A 24,310-nucleotide genomic window follows, 5' to 3' on the forward strand; every position below is an offset into this window, starting at 1 on the left:
TACAGCCCAAGAAACCCCGTAGCCCAAAGCTACGGGGTTTTTTGCATTGGGATGCAGGAAACGGGGAAACAGGCTGAACAGCCAAAACGGACAGCCAAACGGACAGCCAAACGAACATCCAAAACGGACATCCCAGAAAAAGAGAGCGCTGACGCGCTCTCTTTTTATTCCTGCCGGGCTTCTTCGTCGCACCCGGATGCAACATCCGGCGCAGTTTCCTGGGGCCAATTCCGCTAGCATTGACGTTAACGTCAACGTCGCATTCCCATGGCCGCCGGCTGTGGATGCTGGCGGACTCTCCAGCCATGTCGACTACCTACACCATCAGCGATCTTGCCAAGGAGTTCGATCTCACGACCCGGGCCATCCGCTTCTATGAAGACATGGGCTTGCTTGAGCCCGAGCGCGCCGGGCCTGGCGGGCGCAATCGCGTCTACAGCGCGCGTGATCGCACACGTCTTCGCCTGACCTTGCGCGCCAAGCGTCTGGGGCTGTCTCTGAACGAAGCCAAGGAGATCATCGATCTCTACGACAGCCCCCGCGACACGGGCGTGCAACTGCGCAAATTCCTGGAAGTGCTGGCTGTGCATCGCCGCCAGCTCGAGGACCGCCTGGCCGATCTGCAGGCCAACCTGGCCGAGGTGCGAGAGCAGGAATCCGAGGCCCGCACTCTGTTGAAGCACCTGGATGGGAAAAATGCTTCATAATTGACGTTTACGTAAACGTAATTTGTGAGGCTTGCCTTGACCGTGCCCCGCCTGGAACCTGCCAACAGCGACTTTGCCCGCCGTGTGCGAGACAGTTTTGCACGCCAGGGCGCGATGCACACCCTGGGCGCCGAGCTGTCCCTGCTGGAGCCCGGCGCCGCCGATGTCTGCCTGGCCTGGGCCCCCGGGCTGACGCAGCAGCATGGCTTTTTGCATGCCGGCATGGTTTCCACGGCGCTGGATTCCGCCTGCGGCTATGCAGGGCTGACCCTGATGCCGGCCGATGCTGCCGTGCTCACCATCGAATTCAAGATCAATCTGCTGGCCCCCGCCAAGGGCCAGCGCTTTCGCATGGAAGGCCGGGTGATCAAGCCGGGCCGCACGATCATCGTGACCGAGGGGCGCGCCTATGCCATCGACGAAGGCCGCGAGAAACTGATTGCCACCATGGGCTGCACGCTGATGTGCGTGCAGGGCCGCGATCTGGCCGACTGAGCCGGGCGGCGTTCTTTCACCAAATTTCCACAGGAGACACGAGATGAGCCTTTCCAACCTGCCGGGCCTGAACTTCCAACTGGGCGAGGACATCGACGCGCTGCGCGATGCCGTGCGCGAGTTCGCACAGGCCGAGATTGCACCGCGCGCCGGCGAGATCGACCGCGACGACCAGTTCCCCATGGACCTGTGGCGCAAGTTTGGCGATCTGGGCGTGCTGGGTATCACCGTGTCCGAGCAGTACGGCGGCGCCAACATGGGCTACCTGGCCCACATGGTGGCGATGGAGGAAATCTCGCGTGCCAGTGCCTCGGTGGGCCTGTCCTATGGCGCGCACAGCAATCTTTGCGTGAACCAGATCAACCGCAACGGCAACGAGGCGCAAAAGGCCAAGTACCTGCCCAAGCTGATCAGCGGCGAGCACGTGGGCGCGCTGGCCATGAGCGAGCCCGGCGCCGGCTCGGACGTGATCAGCATGAAGCTCAAGGCCGAGGATAAGGGCGGCTACTTCCTGCTCAACGGCACCAAGATGTGGATCACCAATGGTCCCGATGCCGACACCCTGGTGGTCTACGCCAAGACCGAGCCCGAGCTGAACGCCCGCGGCGTGACCGCCTTCCTGATCGAGAAGGGCATGAAGGGCTTTTCCATTGCCCAGAAGCTGGACAAGCTGGGCATGCGTGGCAGCCACACGGGCGAGCTGGTGTTCGAGAACGTCGAGGTGCCGGCCGAGAACGTGCTGGGCGGCCTGAACAACGGCGCCAAGGTGCTGATGAGCGGCCTGGACTACGAGCGTGCCGTGCTGACCGGCGGGCCGCTGGGCATCATGCAGTCAGTGATGGACAACGTCGTGCCCTACATCCATGACCGCAAGCAGTTCGGCCAGAGCATTGGCGAGTTCCAGCTCATCCAGGGCAAGGTGGCGGACATGTACACCGTGCTGCAAGCGGGCCGCTCATTTGCCTATACGGTCGCCAAAAACCTCGATCTGCTGGGAACGGAGCATGTTCGCCAGGTCCGCAAGGACTGTGCCAGCGTCATTTTGTGGTGCGCCGAGAAGGCGACATGGATGGCCGGCGAAGGCGTTCAAATCTATGGAGGTAATGGGTATATCAACGAATACCCACTGGGTCGCCTCTGGCGGGATGCGAAACTCTACGAGATCGGCGCCGGCACCAGCGAGATCCGTCGCATGCTGATCGGCCGCGAGCTGTTCGCAGAGACCTGCTGATCCCGCACCCGCCTGCCGCGCCGTTCTTGAGTTTGACCCAACAAAAGGATTGCTTATGAGCACAACCTCCATCGAAGAACTGTTTGTCCATAACCGCGAATGGGCCCAGCAGATGGAGCGTGACCGGCCCGGTTTCTTCACCGGGCTGTTGTCGCAGCAAAAACCCCGCTACATGTGGATCGGCTGTTCCGACAGCCGCGTCCCTGCGAACCAGATCACGGGCCTGGAGCCCGGCGAGGTGTTCGTGCACCGCAACGTGGCCAACGTGGTCGTGCCCAGCGACCTGAACTGCCTGTCCACCATCCAGTACGCGGTGGACCAGCTCAAGGTCGAGCACCTGATGGTCGTGGGCCACTATGGCTGCGGCGGCGTGCTGGCGGCACTGGAAGATGTGCGCGTGGGCCTGGCCGACAACTGGATCCGCCATGTGAAGGATGTGCGCGACAAGCACCAGGCGCTGCTGGCCAGCCTGTCCCCGCAATGGCGCCACGATGCGCTGTGCGAACTCAATGCCATCGAGCAGGTCATCAATGTGGCGCAGAGCACGGTGATGCAGGATGCCTGGGCGCGCGGCCAGAAGGTCACGCTGCACGGCTGGTGCTATGGCCTCAAGGACGGCCTGATCACCAATCTGCAGATGACCGTGCCCGGTGTCGGCGGCATCGCCAACATCCATGCCGAGGCTGTCGAGCTGGTCGCCAGCCGCCAGCGCGACTGAGCGGCCGTGGCAGGCGGGACCCCGGGAGACTTCATGCCGATGCCTGCCCAGGACACCCTGCTTGCCCATGACATCGCGCGGGCGATGATGGATGGCTTCAATCGCCATTACCGCCTGTTCCGCGCCGAATCCGCCCGCGCCAAGCACCGCTTCGAAACCGCCGACTGGCTGGGTCAGCAGCGTGCCCAGCGCGAGCGCATCGAGTTCTACGACCTGCGCGTGCGCGAATGCGTGCGCCGGCTTGAAAAGGAATTTGCGGCCGGCGCACAGCCCATGCCGGTCTGGCAGCAGATCAAGCGCCACTACATCGGGCTCATGGTCAACCACCTGCAGCCGGAGCTGGCCGAGACCTTCTTCAACTCGGTCACCACCAAGATCCTGCACCGCACGCATTTCCACAACGACTTCATCTTCGTGCGGCCCGCCGTCAGCACGGAATACATAGAGAACCAGGAGCCGGCTGCGCGCCCGGCCTACCTGGCCTTCTACCCCACGCGCGAGACGCTGCCGCAGACGCTGCGCGAAGTCGTGGAGCAATTCGCGCTGCAGCGCCCCTTCGAGGACCTGGAGCGCGACATCGCCCGCCTGGCCGAGCGCCTGGAGCCGCAGCTGCAGGCCATGCGCCTGTACGCCAACTTCCAGATCCAGGTGCTGTCCAGCCTGTTTTTCCGCAACAAGGGCGCTTACATCGTCGGCAAGATCATCAACGGCTTTGCCGAGCTGTCCTGGGCCGTGCCCATCCTGCACGGCGACAACGGCCGGCTGGTGCTGCATGCGGCCCTTTTCGGCGAGAAGGACTTCCACGGCCTGTTCAGCTTTGCGCGCGCCTACTTCATGGTCGATACCGACGTGCCCAGCGCCTACGTGCAGTTCCTGCGCAGCCTCATGCCGCGCAAGCCGCGCGCCGAGCTGTACAACGCCCTGGGCCTGGCCAAGCAGGGCAAGACGCTGTTCTACCGCGACTTCCTGCACCACCTGCGCCATTCGCGCGACCAGTTCCGCATCGCACCCGGCATCAAGGGCATGGTCATGCTGGTGTTCGACCTGCCCAGCTTTCCCTATGTGTTCAAGCTCATCAAGGACCGCTTCGCCGCGCCCAAGGAGATCACGCGCGAGCAGGTCAAGGCCAAGTACCGCCTGGTCAAGCAGCACGACCGCGTGGGGCGCATGGCCGACACGCTGGAGTACAGCCTGGTCGCCTTCCCGCGCGAGCGCTTTTCGGATGCGCTGATCGCAGAGATCCTGGAGCATGCGCCCAGCCAGGTCGAGATCAGCGACCGCGACGGCGATGGCCGGCAGGAGGTCATCATCTCCCACCTCTACATAGAGCGGCGCATGGTGCCGCTGAACATGCTGCTGCAGGAGTGCTTCGATGACGGGCTGGACCTGCCGGCACCGCGGCAGCGCCTGGAGAGCGCCGTGATCGAGTACGGCAATGCCATCAAGGATCTGGTCGCGGCCAACATCTTCCCGGGCGACATGCTGTGGAAGAACTTCGGCATCACGCGCGGCGGCAAGGTGGTGTTCTACGACTACGACGAGATCGAATACCTGACCGACTGCCACTTCCGCCAGGTGCCCGCGCCGCGCAACGAGGAGGACGAGCTCAGCGGCGAGGTCTGGTACCCCGTGGGCCTGCGCGATGTGTTCCCGGAAACCTTCGCGCCCTTTCTGCTGGGCAACCCGGCCGTGCGCGAAGTCTTCATGCGCCACCATGCCGACCTGCTCGACCCCGCCTTCTGGCAGGCGCACCAGCAGCGCATCCGCGAAGGCCATGTCCACGATGTCTTCCCCTACGAGCGCAGCCGCTGGCTGGCCTGACCCGTTTTCCCTTTCTTTCACCATCACGACAACCCAGGAGACAAGCATGCAAGACCCCATCGTCATCGTCGGCGCAGCCCGCACCCCCATGGGCGCCTTCCAGGGCGACTTCGCCGACCTCGCGGCCCATGATCTGGGCGGCGCCGCCATCAAGGCGGCCGTGCAGCGCGCGGGCGTGGCGCCCGAGAAAGTGGACGAAGTGCTGTTCGGCAACTGCCTGATGGCGGGCCAGGGCCAGGCGCCTGCGCGCCAGGCCGGATTCAAGGGCGGCCTGCCGCGCAGCACGGGCGCCGTGACCCTGTCCAAGATGTGCGGCGCCGGCATGGAGGCCACCATCCTGGCGCACGACCAGCTGGTCGCAGGCAGCCGCGATGTGGTGGTCTCCGGCGGCATGGAAAGCATGACCAATGCGCCCTACCTGCTCAAGAAGGGGCGTGGCGGCTACCGCATGGGTCACGACAAGGTCTATGACCACATGATGCTCGACGGCCTGGAGGACGCCTACGAGCCTGGCCGCTCCATGGGCACTTTTGGCGAGGACTGCGCCGCCAAATACCACTTCACGCGCGAGCAGCAGGACGCCTACGCCATCGAAAGCGTCAAGCGCGCCCAGGCGGCCACTGAAAGCGGCGCCTTCGCCGCCGAGATCACGCCCGTCACCGTCTCCACGCGCAAGGGCGACGTCACCGTCAGCATCGACGAAGGCCCGGCCAAGGCCAAGCTGGACAAGATTTCCAGCCTCAAGCCCGCCTTCAAGAAGGACGGCACGATCACGGCCGCATCGAGCTCCAGCATCAACGACGGCGCCGCCGCCCTGGTGCTGATGCGCGAGTCCACGGCCAAGGAACTGGGCTGCAAGCCGCTGGCGCGCATCGTTGCCCATGCCACGCATGCCCAGGAGCCCGAATGGTTCACCACGGCCCCCGTGGGCGCCACGCAGAAGGCCCTCAAGAAGGCTGGCTGGACGGCGGCGGACGTGGACCTGTGGGAAGTCAACGAAGCCTTTGCCGTCGTGCCCATGGCCCTGATGGCCGAGCTGGGCGTGCCGCGCGACAAGGTCAACGTCAACGGCGGCGCCTGTGCGCTGGGCCACCCCATTGGCGCCAGCGGTGCGCGCATCCTGGTCACGCTGCTGCACGCCCTGCAGGCGCGTGGCGGCAAGCGCGGCCTGGCCACGCTGTGCATAGGCGGCGGCGAGGGAACAGCCATGGCGATAGAAATGGTCACCCCCTGAGGCGCTGCGCGCCCTCCCCCTGAAAGGGGGACGACACCTTCGGTGCGGGGCGGCCCTTCCTCGGTGTCTCTGATTTGCATTGCGCCAGTTTTATGGGCAGCGCCACAGACGTCCAGAGAGCTAGACTTGGATCGGCCGATCCGCTATTACTTTGACCTCTCGACCATGATCACCAGCGAAGAACAGTTGCGCAGCCTGTATGCCATGCCGGCCGAAAGGGCCTTGCTCAAGCAGCAGGTGGACCTGGACCGGCACTGCCTGCGCTTCATCGCGCTGTCGCCGCTGTGCATCGTGGCCACGGGGGGCGGGGCGGGCGCGATGATGGATGCCTCGCCGCGCGGCGGCAAGCCGGGCTTCATCAAGGCGCCCGACAACCAGACGCTGCTGATTCCCGATTCGGGCGGCAACAACCGTCTGGACAGCTTCAGCAACCTGATCGCCGATCCGCGCATCGGCCTGCTGTTCATGGTGCCGGGTTTCGACGAGACCCTGCGCGTCAACGGCGTGGCCAAGCTGCGCGACGAGGCCCACTATACGGCGCTGTTCGCCAGCGAAGGCTTCCGGCCCAAGATCGTTCTGGAGATCCAGGTGCACGAGGCCTATCTGCACTGTGCCAAGGCCCTGATGCGCGCCCGGCTCTGGAAGCCAGAGTCCCAGGTGTCGCGCAACGTCATGCCCTCGGTGAACCAGATGGTCCACCAGCAGATCGGCCTGCCTGCGCCCACCGAGACGCAGGAGGCCATGGTCGAGCGCTACGAAAAACAGATCGCGGACGAGCAGGGCCGCTGACCGCATTCCATTTGAAAGGACGAAAGACATGGCAGTCACTCTGGTGTTGGGCGCCTCGCGCGGGCTTGGTTTTGCCTTGGTGGAGGCCTATGCGGCCCAGGGCCGCAGCGTGGTCGCCACGGTGCGCAGCGAGGCCGACCGCGAGCGCGTCGAGGCCACGGGCGCCAAGGTGCTGCTGGTGGATGTGGCCGACCCGGCCAGCGTCAGCGGCCTGGCCTGGCAGCTCGATGGCGAGAAGATCGAGCTGGCGCTGTACGTGGCCGGAGTGTGGGATGCCCACAGCTCGGCCACGCCGCCCACGCGCGAGCAGTTCGACCGCGTCATGCACACCAATGTGCTGGGCGCCATGCAGGTGCTGCCCCAGGTGGCGCCGCTGGTCGAGGCGGCGGGCGGCGTATTCGGCCTGTTCTCCAGCCAGATGTCGCTGCTGGCCGACGCCGAATCCGACGCCTGGCTCTACCGCGTCAGCAAGGCTGCGCTCAACATGGTCGTGGCCAGCGCCCAGCCGCAATGGCCGGGCGCCACCGTGGTCGCGCTGGACCCGGGCTGGGTGCAGACCGACATGGGTGGCGCGGCTGCCACCTTCACCGTGGAGCAAAGCGTGCAGGGCCTGGTGCGCACGCTGGCCGGCGTCACGCCGGCCGACCGGGGCCGCATGCTGCGCCACGACGGGCAACGCATCGCCTGGTAGATCCGACGGCAGATCCGACCAGCGCAACGGACAACGAACAACGAAACAAGAATCAGGAGACAAGACATGCTGCTCAACGCAGACCAGGAAATGATCCGTGACGCGGTGCGCGACTTCGTGCGCACCGAAATCACGCCCCATGCCGCACGCTGGGACAAGGAACACCACTTTCCCAAGAACGTGCACCAGGGCCTGGCGGCGCTGGGCGCCTACGGCATCTGCGTGCCCGAGGAATACGGTGGCGCCGGCCTTGACTACCTGAGCCTGGCCCTGGTGCTGGAGGAAATCGCAGCCGGCGACGGCGGCACCAGCACGGTGATCAGCGTCACCAACTGCCCCGTCAACGCCATCCTCATGCGCTACGGCAGCGAGGCGCAAAAGCAGCAATGGCTGGCGCCGCTGGCGCGCGGCGAGATGCTGGGCGCCTTCTGCCTGACCGAGCCGCATGTGGGCTCGGATGCCTCGGCGCTGCGCACCACGGCCACGCGCGACGGCAGCGACTACGTGATCAACGGCGTCAAGCAGTTCATCACCAGTGGCAAGAACGGCGACGTGGCCATCGTCATCGCCGTCACCGACAAGGCGGCGGGCAAGCGCGGCATGAGCGCCTTCATCGTTCCGACCTCCGCACCCGGCTACCAGGTGCTGCGGCTGGAGGACAAGCTGGGCCAGCACAGTTCGGACACGGCCCAGATCCAGTTCGAGGGCTGCCGCATCCCCGCCGCCAACCTCATCGGCGCCGAGGGCGAGGGCTACAAGATTGCGCTGTCGGCGCTGGAAGGAGGGCGCATCGGCATTGCCGCGCAAAGCGTGGGCATGGCGCGTGCGGCCTTCGATTGCGCGCTGCAGTACTCCAAGGAGCGCGAGAGCTTCGGCCAGCCCATCTTCAACCACCAGGCCGTGGGCTTTCGCCTGGCCGACTGCGCCACGCAGATCGAGGCCGCGCGCCAGCTGATCTGGCATGCGGCCAGCCTGCGCGATGCCGGCCTGCCCTGCCTCAAGGAAGCGGCCATGGCCAAGCTCTTTGCCAGCGAAATGGCCGAGCGCGTGTGCAGCGCCGCCATCCAGACCCTGGGCGGCTATGGTGTGGTCAGCGACTTCCCCGTGGAACGCATCTACCGCGACGTGCGCGTCTGCCAGATCTACGAAGGCACGAGCGACGTGCAGAAAATTCTCATCCAGCGCGCCCTGGCCTGAGGCCAATCCCCCACGCTGCGGGTCGGGCCGGATGGCCCTGACACCCGCAGGGCTTAGCATGGAGCATCGCCGGCACGGCGCCCGAGAGAGGCGGGCGGCCGTTTCCGGCAGGTTTGTGACCACCTTCGCAGGAGATCCCGACATGCCCATCGCTTCCGTCAACGGCCAGAACCTGTACTACGAGGACACGGGCGGGAGAGGCCCGGCCCTGGTGTTTTCGCACGGGCTGCTCATGGACCACACCATGTTCGCCCCCCAGGTCCAGGCACTGCAGGGGCGCTTTCGCTGCATCAGCTGGGACGAGCGCGGCCATGGCCAGACGGCAGACCCCGCGCAGTGCGCACCCTTCGACTACTACGACTCGGCCGACGACCTGGCCGCCCTGCTTGAGCACCTGGGCGTGGAGCGCGCGGTGCTGGTGGGCATGTCGCAGGGCGGCTACCTGTCGCTGCGCTGCGCGCTCATCCACCCCGAGATCGTGCGCGCGCTGGTGCTGATCGACACCCAGGCCATGCTGGAAGACCCCGAGCAGATGCCCCACCACGAAGCCTTGCTGCGCGCCTGGATGGAGCATGGCCTCAGCGACGACATGGCGACCACGGTGGAGCGCACCATCCTGGGCCAGGGCTGGAGCGGCGCGGCGGCCTGGCGTGCCAAATGGAAGAAGGCCACGCCCATCAACCTGGGGCAGAGCTTTCTGGCGCTGGCCCAGCGCGATGACATCAGCCCACGCCTGCCCGACATCCATGTGCCGGCCCTGGTCATCCATGGCACGGACGACACCGCCATCGCGCCCGACCGTGCACGCGCCATGGCCAAGGCCTTGCCCAGGGCGCAGTGGGTGGAGGTGCCGGGTGCCGGCCATGCGGCCAACCTCACGCATCCGCAGCCCGTGAACCTGGCCATCGAGCGCTTCCTGGAGCAGCTCGACTGACAGGGCCTGCCGGGCAGGGGGTCAGACCGGCGGATCGCCGTCGTTCTCGCTGTCGCGGCGGCGCAGGACGACGGTGATGCTGCCGTCGGTCTCCAGCGTGGCGCGCTCCACCTCTCTGAGGTGCAGGCAGCCGCCCGCACGAAGCGCGGCCTCGATATCGTCGCGCGTGATGCGTTCCTCGCGCATCAGGTCCTTGTTCAGGTGTCCGTCCCTGATCAGGGCCTTGGCCTTGCCGTCGATGAGTCGCTCCAGCGCGGGAAAGCGAAAGGTCAGCCAGGACAGCAGCAGATGGCACAGGATCAGCGTGGAGGCCGAGACCATGCCACCGATCAGCGAGTTGTCCCCGGCATTCATGGAGTTCTGCACCGCATTCGACAGGATGAGCAGCAGCACCAGGTCAAATGGCGCGTACTGCCCCGTCTGGCGCCGCCCGGTCAGCCGAAGGAACACCAGCAAAAACAGGTAGACGGCCACGCCGCGCACCACGAACTCCCACCACGGGACCGACATTGAAAACATGGGCTCTCCTTACAGGCCCGAGGGCCCGCGGTCAGTATCATGGCCCGCCTGTCCTCCATCAAGAACCCGGTCGCAGCAAGGCGGCCGTGACTGACATGCATTCCTGCTCCCGCGCCGTCCTCTCCCAAGTTCCGCAAGTTCCGCAAGTTCCGCAGGGCCAGCCGCTATGAGCGCTGCCGCCACCTCCCCGGCCTGTCCCTGCGGCCAGCACGATGCCAAGGGCCGTCCCCTGGCATTCGATGCCTGCTGCGGCCGCTACCTGGACCACTTCGACGACTGCCCTGCGCCCGACGCCCAGGCGTTGATGCGCTCGCGCTACAGCGCCTTCGTGCGCGAGGATGCCGCCTATCTGCTGGCCACTTGGCACGCCAGCCAGCGGCCCGCCACGCTGGACTTCGAGCCTTCAGCACGCTGGCTGGGGCTGGCGGTCAAGGACTTCCGAAGCACCGGCGAGGACAGCGCCGAGGTGGAATTCGTCGCGCGCTACCGCGTGGGCGGCCGCGCCGTGCGCCTGCATGAGCGCAGCCGTTTCGTGCGCGAAGCCGGGCGCTGGCTCTACGTGGATGGCGACCAGTTCTGAACACGACGGCGGCCCTGCGGAGCCGCTGTGGAAACTGCAGCAGCGCCAGCGGCTGCTGCTGTCCATCGCATCGCGGGGCTCGTCCGAGGCGGCGGCCCTCATCATCCCCGGCATCGTGGTCTGGCTGCAGCGGCACGAAACGGGTGCCTTCCAGGCGCCGCTGCTGCTGTGGTGGCTGGGCATGGCGTTCATGGCCTGCGTCTTTGTCGGGTTGCGGCGCCAGTTGCGCCGGGACCTGGGTGCTGCCGTGCCATCGGCCGAGTTGCCAACGCGGCTGCAGCGCTGGGAGCGCGTGATGGGCCGCATGGCCCTGCTCAACGCCGGTTCCTGGGCGCTGGCGATACCGCTGACCCATGGCAGCGGCCATGAATTCCGGCTTTTCATCTACTTGGTGCTGTGCGGCGTCGTGGCCTCGGCCGCCACCTTTCTGGCGCCGGCGGCTGCCGTGTTCAAGCGCTTCTTCGGCGTGCTGTACGGCGCCATGCTGCTGGCCGTGGTCTGGTACTTCCCGAACAGGGGCCTGTACCTGCTGCCGCTGCTCATGCTGTATGGCGCCACCATCGCGCGCCATGCCTGGGGGGCGCGTCAGCTCATGCTGCAGCAATGGGCGCAGGAGCGCGACCGCCAGCTGCTGGCCGAACGCTACCTGGCCGCCAAGGAGCAGGCCGAACAGGCGCTGGAGGCCAAGAGCCGCTTCCTGTCGGCCGCCAGCCATGACCTGCGCCAGCCGCTGCATGCCCTGGGCCTGCTGGTGGAAACCGCCCGCCAGCGCAATGCCGACGGCGCGCTGGCAGGCGTGCTTGACGATGCCCAGGCCTGTGCCCAGTCGCTGGGCACCATGTGCAACGACCTGCTGGACCTGTCGCGGCTGGAGAACGGCACCTGGGAGCTGCGCGCCCAGGTGATGGACCTGCGCATTCTGCTGGGCGATGCCACGCGCCTGTTCGCGGCCGAGGCGCGCCAGCGCGGGCTGGTGCTGCGCTGGCGCGTGGCGCGCGGCATGGACAGCCGGGTGCGTGCCGACGAGGCCCTGCTGCGCCAGATGGTGTTCAACCTGCTGCACAACGCCCTGCGCTACACCCAGCGCGGCGGGGTGCTGCTGGCCGCCCGCGTGCATGGCGGGGGCTGGCGCATCGAGGTGTGGGACACGGGCCTGGGCATTGCGGCCGAAGACCGGCCCCATGTCTTCGCACCGCACTTTCGCGCGCGCTCAGGCCAGGCGGCCCGGCGCGCGGCCCAGCCTGCGGCCGGCCCCCTGGCCGGCGTGAGCAGCCAGGGCCTGGGCCTGGCCGTCGTGGCCGCAGCCGCGCGGCGCATGGGCGTGGAGCACGGCCTGCTGTCCACGCCAGGGCGGGGGTCCTGCTTCTGGCTGCAACTGCCGTCCAGCCTGAATGTGCAGGCGGCCTTGCCGCAGTCCGAGGGACCGGCCGAGGGATCGCAGACGCAGGCGCAGGCCCGGCCGCCCCTGCTCCAGGGCCGGTGCTGGGTGGTCGATGACGATGCGCAGGTGGCGCGGGCTCTGGCTGGCCTGCTGCGCGATTGGGGGCTGCAGGTGGATGTGGCCGCCACAGGCCGCGAGGTGGCCGACTGGCTGGCGGCGGGACAGCATCCCGATTTCGTGCTGTGCGACCACCATCTGGCCCGGGGCGAGAACGGCTTTGCGCTGCTGCAGAACGTGCTGGCGCAAGCGCCGCAGGCGGCGGGCGCCCTGCTCAGTGGCGAGCCGTCACCGGCGCTGGAGCAGGAGGCGCAGGAACTGGGCTATCTGCTGCTGCGCAAGCCCGTGGACCCGCTGGCGCTGCTGGCCCTGCTTCAGCGCAGGCTGGCCGTGGCCGGCGCCTGAACCGTATCGGTCGGCGGGACGGAGGGCGGCAGCTCCAGCGCAATGCCCTGCATGCGCGTGATGGCGTCGATGCGGCTGTGCACGCCCAGGCGCTGCAGGGCGCCGGCCACATGCTCCTTGACCGTGTGGGGCGACAGGTGCAGCAACTGGGCAATGCTGGGATTGGGCAGGCCGCGCAGCACCAGGTCCAGCACCTGGGCCTGGCGCGGGGTGAGGCCCAGCTCGGCCGCCGTCATGCGGATGGCATGGGCGCCGCCGGGCGCCTGTGGCGCCAGCGGGGCGGCGGGGAACCAGGTCTCGCCGCGCAGCAGGGCCGCCACGGCCTGCTGCAGCACCTGCGGCGGCTGCGACTTGAGCACAAAGCCATGGGCCCCGGCCGCGCGTGCCTTCAGGGCAATCGCGCCATGCGTGTCGCCGCTGGTCATGAGCACGCGGCAGGCGGGCGCCAGCGTGCGGATTTCGCGCACCACGTCCGTGCCCGCGCTGGCACCCAGCCAGAAATCCACGATGGCCAGATGCGGCGATCCCCTGCCGGCCATGCACTGCAGGCCTTCGCCCGCATCGGCCACGGCATGGACTTCGGACAGGCCGAATTGTTTCAGGAACTCGGACACGCCCATGGCCGTCAGCGGGTGGTCGTCGATCACCAGGGCATAGCGCCCCGATTGGAGACAGGAGGAATCGGTCAGGAGGGGATGGCTGTGCATGGTCCGCGCGAAGGCATGTCGAAAGGGCTGGAGCGCCAGGGCGCGCCCGGATACACCTTGCGCACATCGTAACGATTACCCCCCGGCCGGGGGGTGACCGGATGTCGGCCAACTCCCCAAAATCGCCGCCGATGCCCTGAGATTCCGCATGGAACGGGCACGTATTCAACGAGAAGGGGAGATAGTCATGAAGATGGTACAGCTCACGCGCCGCAGTGCGGCATTGATGCTTCTGGGAACCTTGGCCGCCTGTGGCGGCGGCGGTGGTGGTGGATTGGGAGAACCGGGCGGCGGAGATCCCGGCAATGGCGGAAATCCCGGCAACCCCGGCACGCCCGGCAACCCCGGCGGCGGCACGACGACCCCGGTGACCGGCCAGTACCGCATGGAGACGGCTGCCGAAAACTTCGACGCGGCCCTGTCCGCCATGAACACGCTGGGGGCGCAAGGCTATGCCTTCACCTACAGCCTGGCCTCGGGCGGCACGACCTTTCCCGTTCCCATCGGTGACTTCTACGTCACCGACACGGCCCACACCGGCACGCGCCTGGACTACCGCATGGTGGCCGACGTGGCGGGCGTCTCGGCCCTGGTGGCCCAGCTCAATGCGCAGGGTGCGCAGGGCTACCTGTACAAGTCGGGCATGGCGTTCCCCAGCAGCACGCAGGACCTGCGCAACCTCTATGTGCGCAGCAGCAGCGCCGCCGCCACCTACAGCTACGAGACGCGCCCCGCCGTGGGTGCGCTGGACACGTCCGGCTTCACGCAGCAACTGGCCGAGATGAGCGGCCGGGGTTTCCGCTACACGGGTCCGCTGATCTCGGGCGACGAGATGTTCAACCTCTACGTCAAGGACTCCAAGGCACCGGCCTTCGAGTACGCGGTGTTCGCCCTGGCCACGCCCTTCGGCATGGCCAACGGCGCGGCGCTGAAGCAGCGCCTGGACGAGATGGGTGCCAAGGGCCACCTGCTGCGTGGCGCCCTGGTGCTGCGCGGCAATACCGAAGGCGTGCAGCTGTACGAAAAGAGCGGCGACCAGCAGGGCGCCATCGAGTACCGCCTCGAATCCGTGTCCAACAACGCCAGCCTCGCGCAGCGCCTGGAGCAGTTCAACCGCAACGCGGCCGAAGGCTTTTTCGCCTTCGGCGATGTGGTCACGGACGATGGCCAGTTCCATTCCATCTCGGTGCGCAACGTCAAGCGCATGGTGCATCCGCTGGCCGGTGCCTCCTTCCCCTGAGCAGGGCACAGGCATGCGCGGCCGGCGCATAATCCGGCCATTTTCCGCAGCAAGGGCGCCCCAGGGCGCCCTTGCTCAGTTTGTTTCGAGAATCCATCCATGACTGCTTTCGAGGCCGTGCTCTTCGACTGTGACGGCGTGCTCGTCGACAGTGAATCCATCACCAACCGCGTGCTGTGCACCATGCTCAATGAATCGGGCTGGCCCATCAGCACCGAGGAATGCCTGCGCGAATTCATCGGCAAGACCGTGCGCAGCCAGGCCGCGCTGATCGAGGCGCGCACCGGCAAGCCGCTGACCGACGCATGGATGGCCGCCTTCTACGAGCGCCGCAACGCCGCGCTGCGCGCCGAGCTGGTGGCCATAGACGGCGCGCTGTCCGCCGTCAGCGAATCCCATGCGCTGTGCGCTGGCCGCATCGCCTGCGCCTCGGGCGCGGACCGCGCCAAGGTGGAGATGCAGCTGGCCCAGGTCGGCATGGCCCCGTATTTCGAGGGCCGCGTCTTCAGCGGCCATGAGCTGCCGCGCAGCAAGCCCTTTCCCGATGTGTACCTGGCCGCCGCCGCCGCCCTGGGCGTGGAGCCGGCGCGCTGCCTGGTCATCGAGGACACGGTGACCGGCGTCACCGCCGGCGTGGCCGCAGGCGCCACGGTCTGGGGCTACTTCCCGGCCGACCAGGGCCACGCATCGGCCGAGCAACTGCTCGAAGCCGGCGCCAGCTGCGTGTTCGGCGACATGGGCGAGCTGCCCGCCATGCTGCGCGCCATCGGGCAGGCCAGCGCCAGCGCCAGCGCCAGCGCTTGAGCCTGAGCCGGCCCTAGCGCAGCCGCGGCGAAGGCGTCTCGTCCACGGCCTGCGCACGCGCGGCCTGCTGCTCGGCCTGCAGCGCCCGCTGGAAGGCGGGCCGCTGCTGCAGGCGCTGCCAGTAGGCCTGGGTGGCAGGCCCCCATTGCGGCTCCATCTCCAGGTGCGCCGACAGCATCAGCGCATAGCCCACGGCCACGTCGGCAGCGGTGAAGCGGTCTGCCGTGAGCCAGTCGCGCTGTTCCACGGCCTGCTCCACGGCGCGCAGCCGCGCGAGGAACCAGCGCTGGTAGTCCTGGGCGACCTGGGGCTGGCGCCGTTCGGCTGGCTCGAAGTGCGCATAGCGCAGCACCAGGGTCTGCGGGAAGGTCAGCGTGGCATCGCTCATGTGCAGCCAGTTGAGGTAGGCCGCAAAGCCCACCTCCTGCGGCTGCACGGACAGACCCGCCCCGGGGTGCAGGGCGGCCAGGTATTCGCAGATGGCGGCTGACTCGGTCAGCCTGGCCTCGCCGTGGCGCAGCAGCGGCACCGTGCCCAGCGGGTTGAGCTCCAGGTAGCTGCGCTGCAGCGCGCGCGGCGGAAACGGCAGCATGTGCAGCGTGTAGGGAAGCTGCAGTTCTTCGAGCATCCACAGCGCGCGGAAGGAGCGCGCGCTGACGCAGTGGTGGAGATGGTGCATGCGCAAAGCCTAGGCCAGATGCGCGGACGGCGGCTGTCGCGCAGGATGCAAATCGCGCCAGGATGCGCGCGGCACTCATTCGGGCCGGGCTCGCGCGCTCTTGCGGAATTCGGAAGGCGACAGCCCCGTCCACAGCCTGAAGGCGCGGATGAAGCTCTTGTCGTTGAGAAAGCCACAGGACTGCGCGATGCGCTTGATGGGCCGGCTGGTGCGCAGCAGCAGCGCCACGGCACGCTCGCGCCGCACCTCGTCCTTGAGCGCTTGCAGCGAGGCGCCTTCTTCCTTGAGCTGGCGATGCAGGCTGCGCTGGGACAGGTGCAGCTGGCGCGCCAGCGTGTCGGCCGTCTGCAGGCATTCGGCGTCGGCGGCCAGCAGCTGGCGCACGCGCTGCACCAGCTGGCGCTCGCGCCGGTAGGGGCGCACCTGCAGCGGCAGGGCGCGCTGCAGCATGCGCTGCAGCGCAGGCTCGTCGCGCGTCAGCGGCATATCCAGAAAACGCGCGTCGAACTGTAGGCAGGCCCGGGCCGCGCCAAACTCCACCTCGCCCGGCGGGAACAGCAGCGCATACACGCCCGCATGCGGCGGGGGATCGAAGGGAAAGCAGGCGCGCCGCAGCGGCAGCGGCTCATCGATGAACCAGCTGGCCAGGCCGTGGATATTGCGCAGCACCGACAGCAGGCAGAACTCGCGCATGGCGCCCAGCGTGGACAGCTCCTCGATGGCCAGCGTGGCCAAGCCGTCTTCCTGCGTCAGCGTGAGCCGGATGTCATCGGCCAGCAGGCCATGGTGGCGGCACCAGCGCGCCAGCGCCAGGCCCAGCTGCTCGCTGCCCATGCTGGCGCGTGCCAGCATGCCGTAGCTGCCCCAGGGCAGGCGCCGGGAGAACCAGCCCAGGGCCTCGTCGTCGAGTTCGCGCATGGCGGCATCGGACAGTGCCTCCATCTGCAGCGCCGTGATGCACTCGTTGCGCTCTTTGGCGGAGTCTGGCGCGATTTGTGCCTTCTCCAGGGCGGACAGTGCGCTGATGCCCCGGCGTTCGTAGGCCAGCATAATGGCCTGCACAAAGGCCATGGGCGTGACTGCAGGGTGTGCGGAGGCCATGGTGGCGGCCGCCTGGGGCAGGGGGGTCTTGACCAGCGAGGGGGTGAACATGCTGGCAATTATTGCAACCTTCGTGGCCTGTTCTGCTCGGGGTTGGCCCTTATGCTGCCACGCAATAGCTGCCGTGACGGGGCAGGCCACTGCATTTGCCCGTCCCAGGCGCCGCCGACGACACAGGAGACAACGCATGCCCGCCCAGAACGCCCCGCTCGCTTCCAGCCATGCCCAAGGCCGCACCGATGTGCCGCTGATCGAGCAGACCATCGGCGATTTCTTTGCCGACATGGCGGCCCGCCAGCCCGATCGCGAGGCCCTGGTCAGCCGCCACCAGGGCCTGCGCTACAGCTATGCCGGCCTGCACACCGAGGCGCGCCGCCTGGCCAGCGCGCTGCTGGGCCTGGGGCTGGACAAGGGCGATCGCGTCGGCATCTGGTCGCACAACAACGCCGAATGGGTGCTGATGCAGCTGGCCACGGCCCAGGTCGGCTTGGTGCTGGTCAACATCAACCCGGCCTACCGCACCTCCGAGGTGGAGTACGCGCTCAACAAGGTCGGCTGCAAGGCGCTGGTGACCATGGCGCAGTTCAAGACCAGCGACTACCTGGGCATGCTGCGCGAACTGGCACCCGAGCTGGCCACGGCCGAGCCCGGCCGCCTGCATTGCGCGCGCCTGCCCCAGCTGCGCAGCGTGGTCTGGATCGACGTGGCAGGGCAGGGCGAAGAGCAGCCCGGCATGCTGCGCTTTTCCAGCCTGCTGGCGCGCGGTGATGCGCAGGATGCGCGCATCGACACCGTGGCCGCCACGCTGAAGAACACCGACCCCATCAACATCCAGTTCACCAGCGGCACGACGGGCTTTCCCAAGGGCGCCACGCTGACCCACCGCAACATCCTGAACAACGGCTTTTTCATCGGCGAGTGCATGCGGCTGACGCCCGAGGACCGGCTGTGCATTCCCGTGCCGCTGTACCACTGCTTCGGAATGGTGCTGGGCAATCTGGCCTGCTTCACGCATGGCTCGGCCATCGTCTACCCGAATGACGGATTCGATCCGCTGCTGGTGCTGGAGACCGTGCAGGCCGAGCGCTGCACGGGCCTGCACGGCGTGCCCACGATGTTCATCGCCGAGCTGGACCACCCGCGCTTCAAGGAGTTCGACCTGAGCACGCTGCGCACCGGCATCATGGCCGGCTCGCCCTGCCCCATCGAGGTGATGAAGCGCGTGGTCAGCGACATGCACCTGTCCGAGATCACCATCGCCTACGGCATGACCGAGACCAGCCCCGTCAGCTGCCAGAGCGATGCCGACACGCCGCTGGAGCGCCGCGTGTCCACCGTGGGCAAGGTGCAGCCGCACCTGGAGGTGAAGATCGTCGACCCGGCCACGGGCGAGGTGGTGGCGCCCGGCGTCTCGGGCGAGCTGTGCACGCGCGGCTACTCGGTCATGCACGGCTACTGGGGGGACGAGGCCCGCACGCGCGAGGCCATCGACGACGATGCCTGGATGCACACGGGCGACCTGGCCACCATGGATGAGCAGGGCTACGTGAACATCGTCGGCCGCATCAAGGACATGGTGATCCGCGGCGGCGAGAACATCTACCCGCGCGAGATCGAGGAATTCCTCTACCGCCATCCCCAGGTGCAGGACGTGCAGGTGGTCGGCGTGCCCGACGCGCGCTACGGCGAGGAGCTGTGCGCCTGGATCATCGTCAAGCCCGGCCAGACGCTGACCGAAGACGGCGTGCGCGACTTCTGCAAGGGCCAGATCGCCCACTACAAGGTGCCGCGCTACATCCGCTTCGTCGAGGCCTTCCCGATGACGGTGACCGGCAAGATCCAGAAGTTCAAGATCCGCGACGAGATGATCGCCATGCTGGATCTTCGCCCGGCCAGGACCGCCTGAGGGCTGCTTTCATGCGCTGCCGCCAGCTGTCCACCGCGTGCCGCCTAGTGCGTGCCGCCCTCGGGCGCGGCCACGGCCGAGGCTGCAGCGCGGCGCGCCACCACCAGGCGCTTGCGCAGCGAGATCTCCTGCATGTCCAGCTCGCTGACCAGGCGGCGCAGCGACTCGTCGTTGATGCGGTGGGCCTGGCGCTCGGCGTAGAGCGCGTCGCGCTCCTGGTGGATGCAGCGCAGGCGCAGCTCGATCTCCAGCAGGTAGCGCAGCTTGCGCTGGCGCACGACTTCGGGCGCCTCGCGCTGGATCTCGATGCTGGAGGCCGTGCCGCTGCCGTCGTCCAGCAGCTGGACGCGGTTGCGGTACTCCTGCGTCAGGTGGCCCATGACCTCCTGGTGCATGGCCACCCATTCGGGCGTGTGGCCCTGGATCTCTTCCTCGCTCAGCGTCAGCCCGCCAATGGCGGACTGGCAGGCGGCCACGCGCGCCAGGCGCTCCTCGCGCACCGTGGGCGATTCGCCGGGCTGGGGCATGCGGCGCAGGATCAGCGGCAGCGCGATGCTGCCCAGAACCAGGGTGAACAAGATGGTGCCGGTGGCCAGGAAGATCAGCATCTCGCGGCCCGGAAAGGGCTGGCCGTTGTTCAGCAGCATGGGCACGGACAGCGCGCCGGCCAGCGTCACGGCGCCGCGTATGCCGGCCATGGTGGTGGCCAGGTTCAGCAGGTGCGAGGGGCGCTCTGCCATCTTTCCCTGGAAGTGGGCGCGAGCCAGGCTGCGCTGCACGCCCAGGGTCAGCCAGATCCAGCGCATCAGCAGCAGCGCGCTGGAGATGATCACCACATAGCCCACCAGCACCCACCATTCGCTGCCCGCATCGTGCAGCGTCACGCCGATGATGGAGGGCAGCTGCAGGCCCAGCAGCAGGAAGATGGCGCCGTTGAACGAGGCTTCCACCATGCTCCAGGTGCCCTCGGTCTGCAGCCGCTCGCTGATGTAGCTGCTGCGCTCCAGGTCGGCGAAGTTGGTGGCAATGCCCGCGGCCACGGCCGACAGGATGCCCGACACGCCGATCTTTTCGCCCACGATGTAGGCGGCGAAGGGCAGCAGGATCAGCAGCAGCACCATCTGCGTGGCCGCCACGTCGCCCAGGCGGCGCGTGATGGTGCTGCGCGCATAGGAAAAGCCCCAGCCGATCAGCGTGCCCACGCCCAGGCCGCCCAGGGCCATCCACATGAATTCCTTGGCCACCTCGGTCCACGAGAACAGGCCGGTCAGCGTGGCGGCAATGGCGAACTTCAGCGCCACCAGGCCCGAGGCATCGTTGAGCAGGGACTCGCCTTCGAGGATGTGCATGGTCTTCTCGGGCATGCCCAGGTTGCGCGTGATGGCCGAGACGGCCACGGCATCGGTGGGCGAGACCACGGCGGCCAGCGCGAAGGCCACGGTCAGCGGCATGCCGGGCACCAGCCAGTGGATCAGCCAGCCCAGCCCCACCACCGTGAACAGCACCAGGCCCAGCGCCAGGCGCAGGATGGGGCGGTACAGCGAAAAGAACTCGCGCTTGGGGATGCGCCAGCCGTCGGCGAACAGCAGCGGCGGGATGAACAGCAGCAGGAACAGCTCGGGATCGAAGGCGATGTGCAGGCCCTTTTGCGGCCAGGCGATCAGCGCTCCCAGGGCGATCTGTATCAGCGGCAGCGGGATGGCGCGCACATAGCGCGCGGCAATGCCGGTCAGTGCCCCCAGCAGCAAAACGAGCAAGACGATTTCAACGGTGTGCATACGGCATTTTCCCCAGCCCGGGCCGCCGTTCTTTGCAGCACATTCGAAAAAACCAAGCGCCCGCATCGGGCAAACACAAGAAGAGGCCACACATGAGCATTCTGGGCACCCAACTCAATCCGCGTTCGGCGGACTTCCTGGCCAATGCCGCCGCCATGCGCGCCGTGGTCGAAGACCTGCAGGCCCAGGTGGCCAAGGTCGCCGAGGGCGGCGGCGAGGCCGCGCGCGCCAAGCACGTGGCGCGCGGCAAGCTGCTGCCGCGCGACCGCGTGGCCATGCTGCTGGACCCGGGCACGCCCTTTCTGGAGATCGCGCCGCTGGCCGCGCTCAACATGTACCGCAACGACGCGCCCGGCGCGGGCCTGATCGCCGGCATCGGCCGCGTCAGCGGCGTGGACTGCATGATCGTGTGCAACGACGCCACGGTGAAGGGCGGCACCTACTACCCGATGACGGTGAAGAAGCACCTGCGCGCCCAGGAGATCGCCGCGCAGAACCGGCTGCCCTGCATCTACCTGGTGGACTCGGGCGGTGCCAACCTGCCCAACCAGGACGATGTGTTTCCCGACCGCGAGCACTTCGGCCGCATCTTCTTCAACCAGGCCAACATGAGCGCCGAGGGCATTGCCCAGATCGCCGTGGTCATGGGCTCGTGCACGGCCGGCGGCGCCTATGTGCCGGCCATGAGCGACGAGTCCATCATCGTCAAGAACCAGGGCACCATCTTCCTGGGCGGCCCGCCGCTGGTGAAGGCCGCCACGGGCGAGGTGGTCAGCGCCGAGGACCTGGGCGGTGGCGACGTGCACACGCGCCTGTCGGGCGTGGCCGACCACCTGGCCCACAACGACACCCACGCGCTGGCGCTGGCGCGCCAGTCCGTGGCCAACCTCAACCATGCCAAGCAGCCTTCGGTTGGCGACCTGCCCCCCGAGGCGCCGCTGTTCGACGGCGGCGAGCTGTACGGCGTGATCCCCGTGGACACGCGCAAGCCCTTCGATGTGCGCGAGATCATCGCCCGCGTGGTGGACGGCAGCCGCTTCGACGAGTTCAAGGCCCGCTTCGGCGCCACCCTGGTCTGCGGCTTTGCGCGCATCGAGGGCATGCAGGTGGGCATCATCGCCAACAACGGCATCCTGTTCAGCGAATCGGCCGTCAAGGGCGCGCACTTCATCGAGCTGTGCTGCCAGCGCAAGATCCCGCTGGTCTTCCTGCAGAACATCACGGGCTTCATGGTGGGCCGCAAGTACGAGAACGAAGGCATTGCCCGCCACGGCGCCAAGCTGGTCACGGCCGTGGCCACGGCGGCCGTGCCGAAGTTCACCATCATCATCGGCGGCTCCTTCGGCGCGGGCAACTACGGCATGTGCGGCCGCGCCTATTCGCCGCGCTTCCTGTGGATGTGGCCCAACGCGCGCATCTCGGTCATGGGCGGCGAGCAGGCGGCTAGCGTGCTGGCCACCGTCAAGCGCGACGGCATCGAGGCCAAGGGCGGCCAGTGGACGGCCGAGGAGGAAGAGGCCTTCAAGGCCCCCATCCGCCAGCAGTACGAGGATCAGGGCCACCCCTATTACGCGACGGCGCGCCTGTGGGACGATGGCGTCATCGACCCCGCCGACACGCGCCGCGTGCTGGCGCTGGGCCTGGCGGCCACGCGCAACGCTCCCATAGAGGACACGCGCTTCGGCGTATTCCGCATGTGACGGCGGCCCCTCTTTCCTTGCAGCGAGGTACTTCATGAAAACCACCGCACTGACCCTCGAATTCCAGGGCCCCCTGGCCACCATCACGCTGACCCAGCCCGAAGTGCGCAATGCCTTCAGCGACGAGGTCATCGCCGACATCACCCAGGCCTTCCACTCCGTGGGCAAGCGCAGCGACGTGCGCGCCGTGGTGCTGGCCGCCGAGGGCCCGGCCTTTTGCGCAGGCGCCAACCTCAACTGGATGCGCCGCATGGCCGACTACTCGCGCGACGAGAACCGCGAGGACGCCGGCCTGCTGGCCGAAATGCTGCGCGTGATCTACGAATGCCCGCAGCCCACCATCGCGCGCGTGCAGGGCGATGTCTACGCGGGCGGCATGGGCCTGGTCGCTGCCTGCGACATGGCCGTGGCCGCCGAGGGCGCGGGCTTTTGCCTGTCCGAGGTGAAGATCGGCCTGATCCCCGCCACCATCAGCCCCTACGTGATCCGCGCCATGGGCGCGCGCGCTGCCCACCGCTACTTCCTGACCGGTGAGCGCTTCGACGCGGCCGAGGCGCTGCGCATCGGCTTCGTGCACCGCGTGGTGGCGGCAGACGAGCTGGACAACGCCGTGGACGGCCTGCTCAAGCACCTGGTCAGCGCCGGTCCCGCCGCCGCCCGTGCCTGCAAGCGCCTGGTGATCGACGTGGCCGAGCGCGAGATCAATGAGCAGCTGATCGCCGCCACCGTCGAAGGCATCGCCGACATCCGCGCCAGCGCCGAGGGCAAGGAGGGCGTGCAGGCCTTCCTGCAAAAGCGCAAGCCGGCCTGGCTGGCCTGACACGCGCGGGCCGCCCATTCATCGCGCCACCACCGAGCAACGCCGAGCCAACGCCGAGCCAACACCATGAGCACCCTGACCGACTCCCTCGTCCAGTGGCTGCAGTCCGTGGGCCTGTACCCGGGCCCGGCCGTGCACCACACGGTCAGCGAGGCGGCTGGCGAAGTGGCCGAGCGCGTGGGCCAGGCCACCAGCGGCATGGACATGGCGGGCCTGCTGGCGTTGGCCGCCGCACTGGGCTGGGCCAGCGGCTTTAGGCTCTACGCCGTGGTCTTCGTGACCGGGCTGCTGGGGGCGCTGGGCTGGGTGGCGCTGCCTGGCGGGCTGCATGTGCTGGAGCATCCGGCCTTGCTGTTCGCCAGCGGCGCGCTGCTGTTCGTGGAGTTCTTCGCCGACAAGATCCCCGGCGTGGACTCGGTCTGGGACCTGCTGCAAAGCGTGATCCGCATCCCGGCGGGCGCGGCGCTGGCGGCCGGCGTCTTCGGCGCCGACAGCGCGACCATGGCCACCATGGCGGCCCTGATGGGCGGCTCGCTGGCCCTGTCCAGCCAGGTGGCAAAGAGCACGGCGCGCGCGGCCATCAACACCTCGCCCGAGCCGTTTTCCAACGTGGGCGCGAGCCTGGTGGAGGACGGTGCCTCGGTGGGCGCGATCTGGCTGGCGCTCACGCATCCGCTGGCCTTCGCCGCCGTGCTGCTGGTCGTGGTCATCGCCCTGTGGCTGTTGACCTGGGCGCTGTGGCGCTTTCTCAAGGCCGTGGTGCAGCGCCTGCGCTCGCTGTTGGGCGGGTCTCCCGCGATGAATCAAAAACCATAG

At 67.8% G+C, this 24,310-nt stretch carries 23 protein-coding genes; 18 read left to right on the top strand and 5 right to left on the bottom strand.

Features of this window, described 5'->3' with window-relative positions; translation table 11 throughout:
- Positions 1–305 precede the first annotated feature (305 nt).
- From IAE24_RS13995 to IAE24_RS14040, 10 genes are all read left to right on the top strand, one after another.
- Positions 306–707, top strand: coding sequence for a MerR family transcriptional regulator (locus IAE24_RS13995; protein WP_013800379.1), 402 nt, complete (start codon positions 306–308; stop codon positions 705–707).
- Positions 708–743: 36 nt separating this feature from the next.
- Complete coding sequence (locus tag IAE24_RS14000) at positions 744–1,202, top strand: PaaI family thioesterase (protein ID WP_065346939.1); 459 nt, start codon at positions 744–746, stop codon at positions 1,200–1,202.
- Between the two features lie 43 nt (positions 1,203–1,245).
- Entirely contained in the window at positions 1,246–2,433 is a 1,188-nt protein-coding gene (locus IAE24_RS14005; protein WP_034397421.1) for an isovaleryl-CoA dehydrogenase, read from the top strand.
- A 55-nt stretch (positions 2,434–2,488) separates the two neighbouring features.
- Positions 2,489–3,151, top strand: a complete 663-nt coding sequence (gene can / locus IAE24_RS14010) for a carbonate dehydratase (RefSeq protein ID WP_012207787.1) — start codon at positions 2,489–2,491, stop codon at positions 3,149–3,151.
- 33 nt (positions 3,152–3,184) lie between these two features.
- Positions 3,185–4,972, top strand: a complete 1,788-nt coding sequence (gene aceK / locus IAE24_RS14015; protein WP_199960186.1) for a bifunctional isocitrate dehydrogenase kinase/phosphatase — start codon at positions 3,185–3,187, stop codon at positions 4,970–4,972.
- Positions 4,973–5,018: 46 nt separating this feature from the next.
- Positions 5,019–6,206: an acetyl-CoA C-acyltransferase gene (locus IAE24_RS14020; protein ID WP_013800383.1), complete on the top strand. Its 1,188-nt coding sequence runs from the start codon at positions 5,019–5,021 to the stop codon at positions 6,204–6,206.
- A 165-nt stretch (positions 6,207–6,371) separates the two neighbouring features.
- Complete coding sequence (locus IAE24_RS14025) at positions 6,372–6,995, top strand: pyridoxamine 5'-phosphate oxidase family protein (protein WP_013800384.1); 624 nt, start codon at positions 6,372–6,374, stop codon at positions 6,993–6,995.
- A gap of 28 nt (positions 6,996–7,023) precedes the next feature.
- Positions 7,024–7,686 (top strand): SDR family oxidoreductase, encoded by a 663-nt coding sequence (locus IAE24_RS14030; protein WP_013800385.1) that lies wholly within the window; start codon positions 7,024–7,026, stop codon positions 7,684–7,686.
- 66 nt (positions 7,687–7,752) lie between these two features.
- Entirely contained in the window at positions 7,753–8,883 is a 1,131-nt protein-coding gene (locus IAE24_RS14035) for an acyl-CoA dehydrogenase family protein (RefSeq protein ID WP_034397414.1), read from the top strand.
- Positions 8,884–9,025: 142 nt separating this feature from the next.
- On the top strand, positions 9,026–9,817 hold the full coding sequence (locus IAE24_RS14040; RefSeq protein WP_199960187.1) for an alpha/beta fold hydrolase: 792 nt from the start codon (positions 9,026–9,028) through the stop codon (positions 9,815–9,817).
- A 21-nt stretch (positions 9,818–9,838) separates the two neighbouring features.
- Here the strand turns inward: IAE24_RS14040 and IAE24_RS14045 are convergent, their stop codons facing one another.
- Positions 9,839–10,336 carry a DUF421 domain-containing protein gene (locus IAE24_RS14045; protein ID WP_012207780.1) on the bottom strand — a complete coding sequence of 166 codons (498 nt, stop codon included), beginning with the start codon at positions 10,334–10,336 and terminating at the stop codon, positions 9,839–9,841.
- 166 nt (positions 10,337–10,502) lie between these two features.
- On the opposite strand from IAE24_RS14045, the gene IAE24_RS14050 reads away from it, so the two are divergent.
- Both IAE24_RS14050 and IAE24_RS14055 read left to right on the top strand, forming a co-directional pair.
- The gene (locus tag IAE24_RS14050; protein ID WP_199136480.1) at positions 10,503–10,916 is read left to right on the top strand and encodes a YchJ family protein; all 414 of its coding nucleotides are present in this window, start codon (positions 10,503–10,505) and stop codon (positions 10,914–10,916) included.
- On the top strand, positions 10,900–12,759 hold the full coding sequence (locus IAE24_RS14055) for a hybrid sensor histidine kinase/response regulator (RefSeq protein WP_199960188.1): 1,860 nt from the start codon (positions 10,900–10,902) through the stop codon (positions 12,757–12,759). Before IAE24_RS14050 ends, IAE24_RS14055 begins: the two co-directional genes overlap by 17 nt.
- Here IAE24_RS14055 and IAE24_RS14060 read toward each other — a convergent pair.
- Complete coding sequence (locus IAE24_RS14060) at positions 12,729–13,466, bottom strand: response regulator (protein ID WP_013800389.1); 738 nt, start codon at positions 13,464–13,466, stop codon at positions 12,729–12,731. The two genes, IAE24_RS14055 and IAE24_RS14060, sit on opposite strands and share 31 nt — an antisense overlap.
- A gap of 187 nt (positions 13,467–13,653) precedes the next feature.
- Between IAE24_RS14060 and IAE24_RS14065 the strand changes: the two genes are divergently transcribed.
- Both IAE24_RS14065 and IAE24_RS14070 read left to right on the top strand, forming a co-directional pair.
- Positions 13,654–14,706 carry a hypothetical protein gene (locus IAE24_RS14065; protein WP_199960189.1) on the top strand — a complete coding sequence of 351 codons (1,053 nt, stop codon included), beginning with the start codon at positions 13,654–13,656 and terminating at the stop codon, positions 14,704–14,706.
- A 99-nt stretch (positions 14,707–14,805) separates the two neighbouring features.
- Positions 14,806–15,510 (top strand): HAD family hydrolase, encoded by a 705-nt coding sequence (locus IAE24_RS14070; RefSeq protein WP_065346945.1) that lies wholly within the window; start codon positions 14,806–14,808, stop codon positions 15,508–15,510.
- 13 nt (positions 15,511–15,523) lie between these two features.
- Here the strand turns inward: IAE24_RS14070 and IAE24_RS14075 are convergent, their stop codons facing one another.
- Positions 15,524–16,189 carry a glutathione S-transferase family protein gene (locus tag IAE24_RS14075; protein ID WP_199960190.1) on the bottom strand — a complete coding sequence of 222 codons (666 nt, stop codon included), beginning with the start codon at positions 16,187–16,189 and terminating at the stop codon, positions 15,524–15,526.
- A gap of 75 nt (positions 16,190–16,264) precedes the next feature.
- The gene (locus IAE24_RS14080; RefSeq protein WP_199960191.1) at positions 16,265–17,341 is read right to left on the bottom strand and encodes an AraC family transcriptional regulator; all 1,077 of its coding nucleotides are present in this window, start codon (positions 17,339–17,341) and stop codon (positions 16,265–16,267) included.
- 136 nt (positions 17,342–17,477) lie between these two features.
- Here IAE24_RS14080 and IAE24_RS14085 point away from each other — a divergent pair, with 136 nt between their 5' ends.
- A complete protein-coding gene (locus IAE24_RS14085; protein WP_199960192.1) occupies positions 17,478–19,196 on the top strand; it encodes an AMP-binding protein in 1,719 nt (572 codons plus the stop codon).
- Between the two features lie 44 nt (positions 19,197–19,240).
- On the opposite strand, the gene IAE24_RS14090 is transcribed toward IAE24_RS14085, so the two are convergent.
- Positions 19,241–20,974, bottom strand: coding sequence for a Na+/H+ antiporter (locus IAE24_RS14090; protein ID WP_013800394.1), 1,734 nt, complete (start codon positions 20,972–20,974; stop codon positions 19,241–19,243).
- A gap of 92 nt (positions 20,975–21,066) precedes the next feature.
- Here IAE24_RS14090 and IAE24_RS14095 point away from each other — a divergent pair, with 92 nt between their 5' ends.
- The 3 genes from IAE24_RS14095 (at position 21,067) to IAE24_RS14105 (ending at position 24,310) form a co-directional block, all read left to right on the top strand.
- Complete coding sequence (locus tag IAE24_RS14095) at positions 21,067–22,674, top strand: carboxyl transferase domain-containing protein (RefSeq protein WP_199960193.1); 1,608 nt, start codon at positions 21,067–21,069, stop codon at positions 22,672–22,674.
- A gap of 34 nt (positions 22,675–22,708) precedes the next feature.
- A complete protein-coding gene (locus IAE24_RS14100) occupies positions 22,709–23,494 on the top strand; it encodes an enoyl-CoA hydratase/isomerase family protein (protein WP_012207769.1) in 786 nt (261 codons plus the stop codon).
- A gap of 66 nt (positions 23,495–23,560) precedes the next feature.
- The gene (locus IAE24_RS14105; RefSeq protein WP_043820273.1) at positions 23,561–24,310 is read left to right on the top strand and encodes a DUF4126 domain-containing protein; all 750 of its coding nucleotides are present in this window, start codon (positions 23,561–23,563) and stop codon (positions 24,308–24,310) included.

It is taken from the genome of Delftia sp. S65 (assembly GCF_016516495.1).
Classification (GTDB): Bacteria; Pseudomonadota; Gammaproteobacteria; order Burkholderiales; family Burkholderiaceae_C; genus Comamonas; species Comamonas acidovorans.

Coding starts and splice junctions, on each gene's coding strand:
- IAE24_RS13995 (WP_013800379.1), top strand. CDS start 306: ATGTCGACTACCTACACCATCAGCGATCTTGCCAAGGAGTTCGATCTC.
- IAE24_RS14005 (WP_034397421.1), top strand. CDS start 1,246: ATGAGCCTTTCCAACCTGCCGGGCCTGAACTTCCAACTGGGCGAGGAC.
- can (WP_012207787.1), top strand. CDS start 2,489: ATGAGCACAACCTCCATCGAAGAACTGTTTGTCCATAACCGCGAATGG.
- aceK (WP_199960186.1), top strand. CDS start 3,185: ATGCCGATGCCTGCCCAGGACACCCTGCTTGCCCATGACATCGCGCGG.
- IAE24_RS14020 (WP_013800383.1), top strand. CDS start 5,019: ATGCAAGACCCCATCGTCATCGTCGGCGCAGCCCGCACCCCCATGGGC.
- IAE24_RS14025 (WP_013800384.1), top strand. CDS start 6,372: ATGATCACCAGCGAAGAACAGTTGCGCAGCCTGTATGCCATGCCGGCC.
- IAE24_RS14030 (WP_013800385.1), top strand. CDS start 7,024: ATGGCAGTCACTCTGGTGTTGGGCGCCTCGCGCGGGCTTGGTTTTGCC.
- IAE24_RS14035 (WP_034397414.1), top strand. CDS start 7,753: ATGCTGCTCAACGCAGACCAGGAAATGATCCGTGACGCGGTGCGCGAC.
- IAE24_RS14040 (WP_199960187.1), top strand. CDS start 9,026: ATGCCCATCGCTTCCGTCAACGGCCAGAACCTGTACTACGAGGACACG.
- IAE24_RS14045 (WP_012207780.1), bottom strand. CDS start 10,336: ATGTTTTCAATGTCGGTCCCGTGGTGGGAGTTCGTGGTGCGCGGCGTG.
- IAE24_RS14050 (WP_199136480.1), top strand. CDS start 10,503: ATGAGCGCTGCCGCCACCTCCCCGGCCTGTCCCTGCGGCCAGCACGAT.
- IAE24_RS14055 (WP_199960188.1), top strand. CDS start 10,900: ATGGCGACCAGTTCTGAACACGACGGCGGCCCTGCGGAGCCGCTGTGG.
- IAE24_RS14060 (WP_013800389.1), bottom strand. CDS start 13,466: ATGCACAGCCATCCCCTCCTGACCGATTCCTCCTGTCTCCAATCGGGG.
- IAE24_RS14065 (WP_199960189.1), top strand. CDS start 13,654: ATGAAGATGGTACAGCTCACGCGCCGCAGTGCGGCATTGATGCTTCTG.
- IAE24_RS14070 (WP_065346945.1), top strand. CDS start 14,806: ATGACTGCTTTCGAGGCCGTGCTCTTCGACTGTGACGGCGTGCTCGTC.
- IAE24_RS14075 (WP_199960190.1), bottom strand. CDS start 16,189: ATGCACCATCTCCACCACTGCGTCAGCGCGCGCTCCTTCCGCGCGCTG.
- IAE24_RS14080 (WP_199960191.1), bottom strand. CDS start 17,341: ATGTTCACCCCCTCGCTGGTCAAGACCCCCCTGCCCCAGGCGGCCGCC.
- IAE24_RS14085 (WP_199960192.1), top strand. CDS start 17,478: ATGCCCGCCCAGAACGCCCCGCTCGCTTCCAGCCATGCCCAAGGCCGC.
- IAE24_RS14090 (WP_013800394.1), bottom strand. CDS start 20,974: ATGCACACCGTTGAAATCGTCTTGCTCGTTTTGCTGCTGGGGGCACTG.
- IAE24_RS14095 (WP_199960193.1), top strand. CDS start 21,067: ATGAGCATTCTGGGCACCCAACTCAATCCGCGTTCGGCGGACTTCCTG.
- IAE24_RS14100 (WP_012207769.1), top strand. CDS start 22,709: ATGAAAACCACCGCACTGACCCTCGAATTCCAGGGCCCCCTGGCCACC.
- IAE24_RS14105 (WP_043820273.1), top strand. CDS start 23,561: ATGAGCACCCTGACCGACTCCCTCGTCCAGTGGCTGCAGTCCGTGGGC.